Annotated in this window: 9 protein-coding genes and 1 tRNA gene; 5 read left to right on the forward strand and 5 right to left on the reverse strand. The window is 58.4% G+C overall.

Annotation, left to right across the window (positions count from 1 at the left end; all coding sequences use genetic code 11):
- Positions 1-511: 511 nt before the first annotated feature.
- The 4 genes from DW037_RS08915 to DW037_RS08930 all read right to left on the reverse strand — a co-directional run bounded on the left by DW037_RS08915 (position 512) and on the right by DW037_RS08930 (position 5261).
- Positions 512-586: transfer RNA gene (locus tag DW037_RS08915), tRNA-Gln, on the reverse strand.
- A 38-nt stretch (positions 587-624) separates the two neighbouring features.
- A complete protein-coding gene (locus DW037_RS08920) occupies positions 625-1530 on the reverse strand; it encodes a peptidoglycan-binding protein (protein ID WP_197032236.1) in 906 nt (301 codons plus the stop codon).
- 139 nt (positions 1531-1669) lie between these two features.
- A complete protein-coding gene (locus DW037_RS08925; RefSeq protein ID WP_089573618.1) occupies positions 1670-2683 on the reverse strand; it encodes a polyprenyl synthetase family protein in 1014 nt (337 codons plus the stop codon).
- Between the two features lie 127 nt (positions 2684-2810).
- Positions 2811-5261 (reverse strand): PTS transporter subunit EIIC, encoded by a 2451-nt coding sequence (locus tag DW037_RS08930; protein ID WP_117786870.1) that lies wholly within the window; start codon positions 5259-5261, stop codon positions 2811-2813.
- Between the two features lie 224 nt (positions 5262-5485).
- On the opposite strand from DW037_RS08930, the gene DW037_RS08935 reads away from it, so the two are divergent.
- The 5 genes from DW037_RS08935 (at position 5486) to DW037_RS08955 (ending at position 10877) form a co-directional block, all read left to right on the forward strand.
- Positions 5486-6205: a GntR family transcriptional regulator gene (locus tag DW037_RS08935; protein ID WP_055252172.1), complete on the forward strand. Its 720-nt coding sequence runs from the start codon at positions 5486-5488 to the stop codon at positions 6203-6205.
- 306 nt (positions 6206-6511) lie between these two features.
- Positions 6512-7828 (forward strand): ABC transporter substrate-binding protein, encoded by a 1317-nt coding sequence (locus tag DW037_RS08940; protein ID WP_055252173.1) that lies wholly within the window; start codon positions 6512-6514, stop codon positions 7826-7828.
- A gap of 87 nt (positions 7829-7915) precedes the next feature.
- Positions 7916-8770 carry a carbohydrate ABC transporter permease gene (locus DW037_RS08945; protein ID WP_055252174.1) on the forward strand — a complete coding sequence of 285 codons (855 nt, stop codon included), beginning with the start codon at positions 7916-7918 and terminating at the stop codon, positions 8768-8770.
- Positions 8770-9609, forward strand: coding sequence for a carbohydrate ABC transporter permease (locus DW037_RS08950; RefSeq protein WP_117584245.1), 840 nt, complete (start codon positions 8770-8772; stop codon positions 9607-9609). Before DW037_RS08945 ends, DW037_RS08950 begins: the two co-directional genes overlap by 1 nt.
- Before the next feature lie 68 nt (positions 9610-9677).
- Positions 9678-10877: an ABC transporter ATP-binding protein gene (locus DW037_RS08955; RefSeq protein WP_055252176.1), complete on the forward strand. Its 1200-nt coding sequence runs from the start codon at positions 9678-9680 to the stop codon at positions 10875-10877.
- Between the two features lie 455 nt (positions 10878-11332).
- Here the strand turns inward: DW037_RS08955 and glgP are convergent, their stop codons facing one another.
- Entirely contained in the window at positions 11333-13600 is a 2268-nt protein-coding gene (gene glgP, locus DW037_RS08960) for a glycogen/starch/alpha-glucan family phosphorylase (RefSeq protein WP_117776882.1), read from the reverse strand.
- Positions 13601-13693 lie beyond the last annotated feature (93 nt).

A 13693-nucleotide genomic window follows, 5' to 3' on the forward strand; every position in this document is an offset into this window, starting at 1 on the left:
GCTGGGCCTATGCCGGAATCTCTCCCACAGAAACCACCGAAGAGCCTCTTTTATTAACGAAAATAATGTAGCTACAACGGTAACAGTACTCATATTTGCCGTTTTTTGGCCACAGTCCTTCGGAGGGTCCTCGAAAATAGTCCCGAGCCGGCACTTGGGGACGTTCCTATAATGCCGGCACTTAGGAGCGTCCCCAAGTGCCGACACCGCGTCTGCCTGCGGCGGCCGCGCCCCGCTGCGTCGCTCCGCACCCTTGCGGGTTCGAATCCCTCCGCTTGGCGGCGTTGGCTCGATTTGCTTGACGTGAGGGGCTCTTGGCTGGTGTGGGACGGAGGGATTCCGCGTCCGCCTGGTCGGCGGCCGCGCCCCGCTGCGTCGCTTCGCTCCTTGCGTGCTGCGCTGGAAAACGCTTCGCGTTTCCTCAGCTCCGCACCCTTGCGGGTTCGAATTCCTCCGCTTGCCCACAAGAAAGCGCCCTGGGCCGTTATGGGCTTAGGGCGCTCAGTTTTAATGGCTGGGACGGAGGGATTCGAACCCCCAACAGCCGGCACCAAAAACCGGAGTTCTACCGTTGAACTACGTCCCAATGTGTGGTGTTGCCCAAAAGCAACTCGTCTAGTTTACCTAATCTGCGAGGGCATCGCAAACGCCGTCGAGTAGGCGTACGGCGAGCGTCTGCGCGTCGCTGGCCGTGAAGGTGCCGTTGTAGCGCGTCATGCCCGTGAGCTCAATGCGAATGCGAGCCGGCTTCTGCTGCGCGGCGACATTGGCGGTGCGGATGCGCTGGGCCAGGTTGTGGCACTCGGCGAGGGCAATCGTGGCGCGTGGCGCGGCGTCGGCGGGCAGCTCGTCGCTTGCGATCTCGAGCACCAGGTCAACGTCGGTTGGGACCTCGGAGTCGCAGAGCATCATGCCGCTGTTGTCGGTCGTTGCCGTGGCGATGTTCCACATGCGCGAAGCAACGCTGCGTGCGATGGGGTCCTCACCGATAACGGCGATCTGGAAGCGCTCGAGCACGTTGGCGGCGCGAGCAAAACCGATGCGGGACTCGGCTTCGGTGACCGAGGGCTTGCCCTCCCACACATGATGCAGGCGGTTGATGTAGGCGTAGGTGTCCTGGAAGGCCATGCCGTCGGCAAACAGGCCGACATTTTCCTGGAACTGCTGCAGGGCGGCCTCGGTATGCGGACCAAAGTAGCCGTCGTCTTCGCCACAGGCAAAGCCCAAAACGTTGAGAGCGCGCTGCAGGGCCTGCACATCGGCGCCATGGAAATTGGGCATGCGCAGATACAGGGTGCGGTCGCCCAGCTTATACGAGGCGTCGACCAGGGCGCTCCAACAGGGGATATCGACGGCATGACCGGCAGCAAGGCCACTGTCGAGCCTGAAGGTGCTGACGGCCTGCTCGGTGGTGGTGCCAAAGCGCTTGTCGGCGACCTCGTCGGCATCGATGGTGTAACCGAGCTGCAGAAGGCGGGACTGAACATCCTCGACGGCTGCTCCCTGCATGCCCGTGGTAATAGGTTCCATGAACGAACCCCTTTCGGCGTACGATTCGTACTATTTTGAGCGCGTGTCGGATAGACAACGCGAGACAATGCATAAACATGCACTCAACAGTGTAGCAACTTGTACCCAAACGCGCTGCCCACAGGTTTTATGACCCCCGCTAGTTAAGACGCTCCACAAAGAAATCTGCCATTGAGAGGAAGAGCTCGCGCGCATGCGGGTCGAGCTCGACGCCTTCGATAGCGGCCTTGGCCTTAGCGGTCAGGTCGAGCGCATAGGTGTGGGCGTAATCGATGGAGCCGGTCTCCTGGAAGATCTCCACGGCGCGTGCGAGCTGCGCAGGGTCCTCGGTGCCCGAGGAAAGGATTGCCTCGATCTCGTCGTGATAGCGCTCGTCTGACAGGGCATGCACGGCAACGAGGGTGCGCTTGCCCTCGGTGATATCGGTGCGGAAGTCCTTGTTGGCGGCCTCCTTGGTGCCGATCAAGTTGAGCAGGTCGTCTTGAATCTGGAAGGCAAGGCCCGTGTGCAGCCCAAAGGCGCGCAGTGCCTCAATCTGCTCTTCGCTGCCGCCGCCGATAATGGCTCCGGCGGCAAGCGGCGTCGCTCCGCTGTAGTACGCGGTCTTGTGCGTCGCCATGTCCAGATAATCGTCGACCGAAATGTCAAAGCGCCCGTCGCGGACCCAGCCCAGGTCGAGCGCCTGGCCCTCGATGGTACGGACGATCATTTCGGTAAGCTCGTGGAGCACGCGAAGCTTCACGTCTGCGTTGAGTGTGGGGTCGTCGAGAACCGTCTTGGTGACCATGGTGAGCGCCAGGTCACCGCAGTTGATGGCAAGACCGGTGCCCTCGGTAAGGTGCATGCAGGGCTTGCCGCGACGAATCTGCCCGTTGTCGGCGATGTCGTCGTGGATGAGTGCGCCCGACTGAAAGTGCTCGATGGCCGCCGCTGCGCTGCGGGCGCTCTCAAAGCTGCCGCCTACCGCAGTGGCGGCGAGCATGCAGATGAGCGGGCGGTGGCGCTTGCCAGCGTTTGCCGTAAATGCCGAGAGCGGGGTATACAGGTAGCGCTCGATATCGGCGGAAGTCGCCTGTCCGTCAAAGAACGTGGCCAGATAGTCGTTAATCTGGTCAAAGTGCTGGGCTAAAAAGCTGGTAAACGGACTGGACACGGGTTCTCGCATTCTTTGATAGGTTGCATCGTTGCATTATGCAGACAACATATTGCCACATTAGGGCGTCGAGCGCGGCGGTTGAAGACGATTGGTCCATGCGGCCGCAAGTGCGGTAGGGGCTTGGCTAGATAAGCCCAAAGTGTTCGAGCGCGGTGACGACGCCGTCGTGGTCGATGCTGTCGGTGACATAGTCGGCCTTTTCCTTGAGGAAGTCCGGCGCGTTGCCCATGGCGATGCCAACGTCGACGGCGTTCATCAGCGAGACGTCATTGCTGGCGTCGCCGATGCCGTATACGGTTCCGTGGTGGGGATCGAGGGCGTCGAGTACGGACTGGATACCCTCGCGCTTGGTGCATTCGCGAGGCGAAATCTCGGTCACTTCGAGCTCGAGCTCGTTAAAGCAGAGCAGCGGCTCAAACGCTTGATCCTGAGCGATGCGGTTGGCAAGCGACGTGGACATTAAGATCTTGTAGGCGCTGTAATGTTGCAGCTGCGTAATTGCATCGCCCACGGTGCGGGCGTATCCCGGGGCGTCGGGCGCATCGGCACTCATGCGAACGACGCCATTGAGTCCCTCAAAACGAATCACTTCGTCCGATTGCTCAAGAATGGGAGCAAGGCGCTGCAGCATGCCGGGCGTCATCGCCAAATCGCGAATCACGTGTCCCTCAAGTTCGACATAGCCACCCGCGAGGCAGACGATGCCGGTCCAGGGCAGCTCGAGCAGCTTTGGATGGATGCAGCTCAGCGTGCGCCCTGTGCAGATAAACGCCATATTGCCCTTGGCGACAAAATCACGGATGGCTTGCGAGACCGCTTCATTGGGATAGGGGGAGAGGTCTCGCTCGCTCTCGGGAAGCTCTTGTGCCACTCGAGGGTCTTGCCAGGCGAGTGTTCCGTCGATATCGAAGAAGCAGATATCGCCGCGCTTATGGGCTGCGCTGGCGGCAGGGGAGGCCGAGGTGGTGGGCACAAATCCCGGCTCGAGGCCCATGATCTGGTCAAAATGCTCTTTAACGCGGGGAACGGAGATGCCAATAATCACCTGGGCGGTCTTGCCCGTAATGATGAGGCCCTTGGCGCCCACCGCGACAAACGACGCATTATCTGCAACGATGGAAGGGTCTGCGACCTCGACGCGCAGGCGCGTGGCGCAGTTGGTTGCGCCCACGATATTGCCAACGCCACCTAAAAGCTGAATTACCCGCTCAGCGAGGACGTGATCTTGATCGGATTGAATACTGACCTCGCCATTGGGAGATTGCTCTTTGGCAAAGCCGCTTCCCGTTAAACGATCGATTGCCGCGCGATTGGAGACATGATCCTCGCGGCCCGGCGTCTTAAGGTCATAGACCAAGATGAGTGCTCGAAAACTAACAAAAAAGATGAGGCTAAAGGCAAGACCGATACCGAGCGCCAAAAGGTAGGAGCCGGCATGCATTCGCATGAGTGGGATGAAGTTGAAGGCCGTCATTTCCATGAGACCGCCCGAGAAGATGCCGACGATACCGAAGAAGTTCATGGTCATGGCGAGGCAGGAGGATAGGACGGCGTAGAGCAAAAAGAGTCCAGGATAGGTGAACATAAAGAGAAACTCGAGCGGCTCGGTGACGCCGCAGACCACCGAGGCGACGATGGCGGGCAAAAGGATGACTTTAAGGCCGGCGCGGCGTTCGGGTTTGGCGGTGAAATAGAATGCTGCCGCGATGGCGGGAAGGCCAAAGAGCTTGCCCCAGCCGGTGGCGGTAAAACCTGCCCAGGGCGCAAGTTCATTTAAAGGGCGCGTGCTATGGGAGAGAATGGGGAGCAGGTTGGTCCACGTGGCGTAAATACCGTCGTGAATGACCAGATTGTCGTAATAGATGGGCATATAGAGCAGATGGTGCAGCCCCATGGGCTCGAGCGCTCGCTCCAAAAACACAAAGATGCCCACGCCGAAGGGGCCGACGCCCGCAAGTGCGTGGCGCAGCGTTTCGGTCACAGCGTATGCGAAGGGCACGATGGCGGCCGAGATGGCGGCAAGGGCAAACACGGCAAAAAAGCTGATGAGGTAGACCAGCGAGGAACCCGAGAAGGTGCCGAGCCAATCGGGAACCTTGGCATCGTAGAAACGGTCATGGATGGCGACGACGGTTGCCGATACCGCCAGCGGGCCGATAATGCCGGTGTCGAGCGTCTTGATGCCGTCGATGACGGTGATACCGCTGGCGGGGGTCAAAGATGATGGGTACTTAAGCCCAAGGTTGTCGCCGCTCAGCTTAATGATCTCGCTCAAAAAGAAGCAATAGGCAAAATAGGCCACGAGTGCCTCGAGGCAGCAGCGCGCCGGTTGCTTTTGGGCAAGGCCGATAGGCAGCGCTACGGCAAAAAGGAGCGGGAGACGTTTAAAGACCGTCCACGAGCCGCGCTGGATGATGGTCCAGAAAACGTACCAAGGGGTTCCGTATACGGCGAGATCGCCGACGATGTCTACGGTCGTGGCGAGGGCGGAGATGCCGACCATGAGGCCTGATATAGAAAACAGCATGGCGGGCGCGAACATGGCTCCGCCAAAGCGTTGGATTTTCTGCAGCATAATATGCCTTCCGGATGCAACATGCTGTGCGAGCAAGAACGTTTAAACAATGAACTCATTGTAGAGGACTGGCTGCTTGCCGCATTGACGGTTTTGATTCGGTCCGATTTGGGTTTCGGGGGAACCGTCGACGGTAAATAATCCGTACTTTACCGATAATCGGTTTAAACAACTTTAAGAAATGCTATCGTGCCTAGCCATACATATTCATTAGAGGTGAAATCATGCCAAAAGCGATTTACGAAGGAATCTACCGCGAGATCCGTTCGCGCATCATCAACGGGACCTATGCGTTTCAGGAGATGCTGCCAACCGAAGCCGAGCTGACCGCGGAGTTTGGCTGCACGCGCAATACCGTTCGACGCGCCTTGAGCATGCTGGCCGACCAGATGTTTGTGCAGCCTATACACGGTAAGGGCGTGCGCGTTATTTGGCTTAAGGGCGAAACCGACATGCTGGGCGCACTCGAAGAGGTTGAGTCGTTTGGCGAGTTCGCAAAACGCAACAATGCCGTCGCATCGACCGAGGTCAAGTCTTTTGAACATTTGATTTGCACTGAGCAACTCTCTCGTCGCCTGGGCTTTAAGGTGGGCGAGGAGCTGATTCGCGTCGTGCGTGTCCGAAGCCTCAACGGCAGCGCGCGCCAAGTGGACCATGGCTACTTTTTGGCGTCGATCGCCAAGGGCCTGACCCCCGAGATCGCGGCGGATTCTATCTACGGCTATCTGGAGCACAAGCGCGGCGTCAAAGTGATGGCGAGCCGTCGTACGGTGAGTGTCGAGCTCGCCAACGATGAGGACTGCAGCTACTTGGACCTTGGCAAGTACAACTGCGTCGCCGTCATGGAGAGCCAGTCGTACACCTCGGACGGCATTTTGTTTGAGGTCACGCATGCCCGCACGCATCCCGAGATCTTCCACTACCGCGTCAACTCCAAGCGATAGCCGGCTAGCTCGCAGCCTGACGAGACTCATGCCCTCAAAGCGAAAACGCCCGGTCAAACCGACGATGCATCGGCTTGATCGGGCGTTTTCTCTGCATTCGATAATAAATAATTGTTTATACAAAACTTGTCAAGTATCAAGTCGAAATTACCGTTCACCGAAGTTTTTCTACCGCTCTAGTAATACTTGTTCAAACAACTAGCCAAATAGCGTATTGTACAAGTCAGCAAAAGGGGCAAAGTCCCCGAGCCAATCTCCGAAGGCGGCGGCAAAGGGTGCCGCCACGGTGTGAAAGGGTGGATTGTAATGAAGAACGAAATGAGCAGAAGGCAGTTCCTGGGCTTTGCTGGTTCCGCGGCTGCGGTTCTTGGTCTGGGTCTCGTGGGCTGCGGTGGTTCTGCCGGCTCCGGCTCCTCTGCTTCTGGTGACGCTGCCGAGGTCTACTTCCTCCAGTTCAAGCCCGAGGTCGACAAGGAGTGGAAGGAGATCGCCAAGGCGTACAAGAAGGAGAAGGGCGTCGAGGTCAAGATCGTGACCGCCGCCTCCAACACCTACGAGGAGAAGCTCAAGTCCGAGATGTCCAAGAGCTCCGCTCCGACGCTGTTCCAGGTCAACGGCCCCACCGGCCTTAAGAACTGGAAGGACTACTGCGCCGATCTTTCCGACACCAAGCTCCGCGGCGAGCTCATCGACGACTCCCTGGCGCTGCAGTCCGACGGCAAGGATCTGGGTATCGACTGGGTTCAGGAGAGCTACGGCATCATCTACAACAAGGAGCTCCTCGAGAAGGCCGGCTACAAGGCCGAGGACATCAACTCCTTCGACAAGCTGAAGGCTTGCGCCGATGACATCCAGGCCCGCAAGGACGAGCTCGGCGTTGACGGTGCCTTCACTTCCGCCGGCATGGATGACTCCTCCAGCTGGCGCTACACCACGCACCTCGCCAACCTCCCGCTCTACTACGAGTTCGAGAAGGAGCACAATCAGGAGGACGACGAGATCAAGGGCGAGTATCTCGACAACTTTAAGCAGATCTTCGACCTGTATATCACCGACTCCACCTGCGATCCTTCGCAGCTCGCCTCCAAGACCGGTGACGACGCCACCAACGAGTTCGCAACCGGCAAGGCCGTCTTCTACCAGAACGGCTCTTGGGCCTACGCCGACCTCACCAAGGCCGGTATGACCGACGACCAGCTCGGCATGCTGCCGATCTACATCGGCGTCGACGGCGAGGAGAACCAGGGCCTGTGCTCCGGCGGCGAGAACTACTGGTGCGTCAGCTCCCAGGCTTCCGAGGATGCCCAGAAGGCCACCGAGGACTTCATGTATTGGTGCGTCACTTCTGACACCGCCACCAGCATCATCGCTGACAAGATGGGTCTGACCGCCCCGTTCAAGAGCGCTAAGGAGACCACCAACGTCTTCTCGCAGCAGGCCGTTGCTATGGCCAAGGACGGCAAGAAGACCGTCGCTTGGGACTTCGTTTACATCCCCTCCGAGGAGTGGAAGAAGAACCTCAAGCAGGCTCTCATCGCTTATGCTGCCGACAACACCAAGTGGGACGGCGTCAAGAACGCCTTCGTCGATGGCTGGAAGACCGAGAAGGCTGCTTCCGAGTAAGCAGTTGCTGCCCAAGCTATCTGATTAGCGACAGGGGGCGGGCAGACGTAGGTTTGCCCGCCCCCTGCATATTGAAAGGACCCTTCTATGGGCAAAGCACTCAAGCGCTGGTGGCCGCTCTTTATGCTGCCCACGTGCCTGGCGTTTATGATCGGGTTCGTGATTCCCTTTATCCAGGGTTTCTATCTCTCGTTCTGCCAGTTTATTACCATCAATAACGCGCACTTTGTCGGTATCGAGAACTACGTGCGCGCGCTGTCCGATCCGCAGTTCTCCACGTCGTTCTTCTTTACCGTGGCGTTTGCCTTCCTGTCGACGGTGCTCATCAACGTGATCGCGCTGGCCATCGCGCAGGCGCTCACCCGCAAAGCGCTCAAGGGCACCAACATCTTCCGTACGATCTTCTTTATGCCTAACCTGATCGGCGGCATCGTGCTGGGCTACATTTGGCAGATTCTGATCAACTGCCTGCTCTCCAACGTGGGCGCCCAGCTCATCGCCCTTAACTCTGCTGCTGGCTTCTGGGGCCTTATCATCCTGACCCTGTGGCAGCAGGTCGGCTACATGATGATCATCTACATCGCCGGTCTGCAGTCCATCCCGTCTGACTACATCGAGGCCGCCAAGGTCGATGGCGCTACGGCATGGCAGACGTTTTGGAAGGTTAAGATCCCCAACCTGATGCCGACCATCACCATCTGCCTGTTCCTGTCCATCACCAACGGCTTTAAGCTGTTCGACCAGAACCTCGCCCTTACCGGTGGCGCCCCGGCGCACTCCACCGAGATGCTCGCCCTGAACATCTACAACACGTTCTATTCGCGTGCTGGCATCGCATGGCAGGGCATCGGTCAGGCCAAGGCAGTTATCTTCTGCATCCTGGTTGTCGCTATTTCTATGATCCAGCTTAAGGCCACGAGGTCCAAGGAGGTGCAGCAGTAATGAAACGCGATAAGGCTATCAACCGCGCGCTCTCGATCTTCTTTACGATTCTGTCGCTCGCATGGATCTACCCCGTGTTCATGATTGCGCTCAATTCCTTTAAGAAAGCGACCGCAATCAGCACCACCACGGCGTTCGATCTGCTCACGCCCGAGACGTTCAACGGCCTCGCAAACTACGTGCACGCTCTGAACGAGCAGGGCTTTGCCTCGGCGTTTATGTACTCGCTCATCATCACGGTCACGTCGGTCGTGCTGATTCTGGTGTGCTGCTCCATGTGCGCTTGGTACGTGGTGCGCGTCAACAGCAAGATCTCGAACTTCTTCTATTACCTGTTCGTCTTCTCGATGGTCGTACCGTTCCAGATGCTCATGTTCACGCTGTCCAACCTCGCGGACCGCATCGGCTTTAACACGCCGTTTAACATCTGCTTCATCTACCTTGGTTTTGGCGCGGGCCTCGCGGTCTTTATGTTCGCCGGCTTCGTCAAGAACATCCCGCTCGAGATTGAGGAAGCGGCCATGATCGACGGCTGCAACCCGGTCCAGGTGTTCTTTAAGATCGTCCTTCCCATTATGAAGCCCACCTATCTTTCGGTCGGCATCCTTGAGACCATGTGGGTCTGGAACGACTATCTGCTGCCCTACCTTACGCTCGACTCCACCAAGTACAAGACCATTCCTATCTTGATCCAGTACTTCCGTGGCGGCTATGGCCACGTCGAGCTCGGCCCCATGATGGCATGCATCATGATGGTCGTCATCCCCATCGTCATCATGTACATCTTCTGCCAGAAGTACATCATTGACGGCGTTGTGGCAGGTGCCGTCAAGGGCTGATGCCGTAACTGTTTTGCAAGTTTTGGCGGCGCCCCTCAGCGTGGCGCCGCGTATCGAAAGGTAGAGACATGGCCGAGATCGTTCTCAAACATGTTCAGAAGGTGTATCCCAACAACGAGTCCAAAAAGAAGGGCTTCTTTGGCAAAAAGAAGAAGACCGAGGAGAAGAAGCACAACCTCAAGGTTACCGAGGACGGCGTGCTCGCGGTGGAGGACTTTAACCTCACCGTGCATGACCAGGAGTTTATCGTCCTCGTTGGCCCTTCTGGCTGTGGTAAGTCCACGACGATGCGCATGGTCGCCGGCCTGGAGGACATCACCTCGGGCGATGTGCTCATCGATGGCAAGCGCGTCAACGACGTCGCTCCCAAGGACCGCGACATCGCCATGGTGTTCCAGAGCTATGCTCTGTACCCCAATATGACGGTGTACGAGAACATGGCGTTTACGCTCGAGCTCAAGAAGGTCCCCAAGGACGAGATCGACCGTAAGGTTCGCTCCGCTGCCGAGATCCTGGGTATTACCGAGTACCTCGACCGTAAGCCTAAGGCGCTCTCCGGCGGTCAGCGTCAGCGCGTCGCCATCGGCCGCGCCATCGTGCGTGATCCTAAGGTCTTCCTGATGGACGAGCCGCTGTCCAACCTGGACGCCAAGCTTCGTAACCAGATGCGCGCCGAGCTCATCAAGCTGCGCCACGAGATCAAGGGCACGTTCATCTACGTCACTCATGACCAGACCGAGGCCATGACCCTCGGTGACCGTATCGTGGTCATGAAGGACGGCGTCGTCCAGCAGATCGCCACCCCGCAGGAGGTCTTCAACCATCCCGCGAACATCTTCGTCGCCGGCTTTATCGGCGTGCCGCAGATGAACTTCTTCGATGCCCAGCTGGTGCGCTCGGGCAACGGCTTTACCGTCAAGACCGAGGATATGAACGTGGCGCTCGCCCCCGAGACCTGCGCTCAGCTTGCTCTCAACTGGGACGGCGGCGACGTGAAGGAGATCACGGCCGGCGTGCGTCCCGAGCAGATTCTGCTTGCCGACAAGGACGAGGAGGGCGCGCTCCAGGGTACCGTCGAGGTGACCGAGCTCATGGGTTCGACCGAGCATGTCCACGTGACCGCTCCCGATGGCCAGTTCGTCCTGATCATTCCCGTTGTCGACCTCGAGGCCAAGGGTGCGCTCAAGGCGGGCGACCCCATCTGGTTCAAGTTTGAGAAGAACGCGACCCACCTCTTCGATAAGGTCTCTGGCAAGAACCTTATCTAGGCCCGGTGCAACCAGGCCCTTCCTTTGGGCGACTGCGGTATTGCCATCCTTTTGCCGCGGTCACATATAAGGCTCCCCTCCCGTCCACTGGGCGAGAGGGGAGCCTTTCTTTGTGTTGGGACTGCCTGACCGGTCGTTTGTCTCGATCTGTAACGGATAGGGCCGATTTCGGACGTTAGATGTTACAGATCGAGACGGTTCCGCTGAGCTAACCATTTCATCTAAATCTGTAACACCAAAGGCGAATTTCACCTGCTAGATGTTACAGATTGAGATAAACCCAAGGGGAGGGGCCGGTATGTCTCAATCTGTAACAGCTGGGACCGTTTTGGTTGAGTAGTTGTTATGGATCGAGATTGTTTGGCCGAGTCGGATCACAGGGTAACGTGCGAGCACAAAAAACGGAGCCGCGTTGCCGTGGCTCCGTTTTCAAGAGGATGGGCGATGAAACCGAATTAGCTCAGGTGCCAGATCTCGTCGTTGTACTGGGAGATCGTGCGGTCGGACGAGAAGGTGCCGGCGTTGGCGATGTTGATCAGCGCCTTGCGCATCCAAGCGTCCTGGTCCTCGTAGTCGGCCAGCACGCGCTCCTTGGTCTGGATGTACTCCTCAATGTCGAGTAGAGCCATAAACCAGTCCTTGCCCATGATGTCGTCGTGCAGGCGCTGCAGGCGCTCGGCGTTGCCGGTCGCCATAAAGGCGGGGTTGGTGATGAAGTCCACCAGCAGCTTGATGCCGGGCTTGCGGTAGAGCGCGCCGGCGTCATAGGTGCCGTCGGCGTAGAGCTGCTCGACCTGCTTGGACGAGGCGCCAAAGGTATAGATGTTCTCGTCGCCGACAAGCTCGGCAATCTCCACGTTGGCACCGTCGAGCGTGCACAGGGTCAAAGCGCCGTTGAGCATGAACTTCATGTTGGAGGTGCCGCTCGCCTCCTTGGAGGCCAGGCTGATCTGCTCGGAGATGTCAGCAGCGGGGATCACGCGCTCGGCAGCGGTGACGTTGTAGTTCTCGATCATGACAACCTGCAGGTAGGGAGCCACGTCGGGGTCGTTTGCAATCCACTGGGACAGCGTCAGGATCAGGTGAATGATGTCTTGGGCGATAGTGTAGGCAGGGGCCGCCTTGCCGCCAAAGATGATGGTGACGGGATGCTTAGGTCTGTTGCCGTTCTTGATATCGAGGTACTTCCAGATGATGTAGAGCGCGAGCATCTGCTGGCGCTTGTACTCGTGGATGCGCTTGACCTGGACGTCGATGATGGCGTTGGAGGGAATGGTCACGCCCTGCTCGAGCGCCATGAACTGGCGCATGATGGCCTTGGCCTCGGCCTTGGTGGCGGCCAGGCGCTCAAGAACATCTTTGTCGTCAACGAACTCGGCAAGCTTACTCAGGTCGCCGGTGCTGCGCCAATCGGTGCCGATCACATCGTCGAGCAGGCTGGCGAGCGCGGGGTTGGCGCCATGGATCCAACGGCGGAAGGTGATGCCGTTGGTCTTGTTGGAGAACTTCTCGGGGTAGATCTCGTAGAACGGATGAAGCTCGGTATCCTCCAGGATCTTGGTGTGCAGCGCGGCGACGCCGTTGATGGAGAAGCCAAAGTGGATGTCCATGTGGGCCATGTGGACGGTGTCGTATTCGTCGATGATGGCGACGCGTGGGTCGTCGTGCTCGGCCTTGGCGATCTCATCGAGCTTGACGATAATGTCGGCGATGGCAGGGGAGACCTTTTGCAGGCTGGCGAGCGGCCACTTCTCGAGGGCCTCGGCAAGAATCGTGTGGTTAGTGTAGGCGACCATGGACCGTACGATGGTCACGGCCTCGTCAAACTCGATGTCGTGCTCGGTGGTGAGCAGGCGAATGAGCTCGGGAATGACCATGGTGGGGTGCGTGTCATTGATCTGGACTACGGCGTAGTCGGCCAGGTCGTGCAAGTTGCTGCCGCGCTCGATGGCCTCGTCGATCAGGAGCTGGGCGGCGTTGCTCACCATGAAGTATTCCTGGTAGATGCGAAGCAGGCGGCCCTGCTCGTCGGAATCATCCGGATAGAGGAACAAGGTGAGGTTCTTGGCGATCTCGGTCTTGTCGAAGTCGATGGAGCTGCCGGGGACCAGGCCGTCGTCGACACTTGCCAGGTCGAACAGGCGTAGGCGGTTCTTGGTGGGCTGGCCATAACCGGGTACATCGATGTTGACGAGCTTGGAAGTAACGGCAAAATCACCGAACTCGACGGTGTAGGAGCGGTCGTCGTCGACTAGGATGTCCTGCTCACCGAGCCACTCGTCGGGGACGGCCTTCTGCTGGTTGTCGACAAAGCGCTGGCGGAACAGGCCGTAATGGTAGTTGAGGCCCACGCCATCGCCGGTCAAGCCCAGCGTGGCGATGGAATCCAGGAAGCATGCGGCCAGACGGCCCAGGCCGCCGTTGCCGAGCGACGGTTCGACCTCGAACTCCTCGATCTTGTTGAGGTCGTGGCCCGCGGCGGTGAGCTGGTCCTTAACCTCGTCATAGATGCCAAGGTCGATCATATTGTTGATGAGCAGCTTGCCGATCAAAAACTCGGCAGAGATGTAGTAGAGCTTTTTCTTGCCGTTGTTGAGAGGACAGGCGGCAGAGCGCTCCTGCACGAGCTTGGCCAGCAGCTTATAAATACGACGGTCATCGAGCTGCTCGAGCGAGGTGCCAAAGGACTGCTCGGCAAGATCCGCAAGATTGATACGGGGCATGTTTCCTCCTGTGATGGGTTGATTACATGTCAGAAATTCAAAAGAAGCCCGCGCGAGGGATTGGAGTGGCCTCGCGCGGGGAAAACGGACGCG

Source organism: Collinsella sp. AF39-11AT, assembly GCF_003474585.1.
Taxonomy (GTDB): Bacteria; Actinomycetota; Coriobacteriia; order Coriobacteriales; family Coriobacteriaceae; genus Collinsella.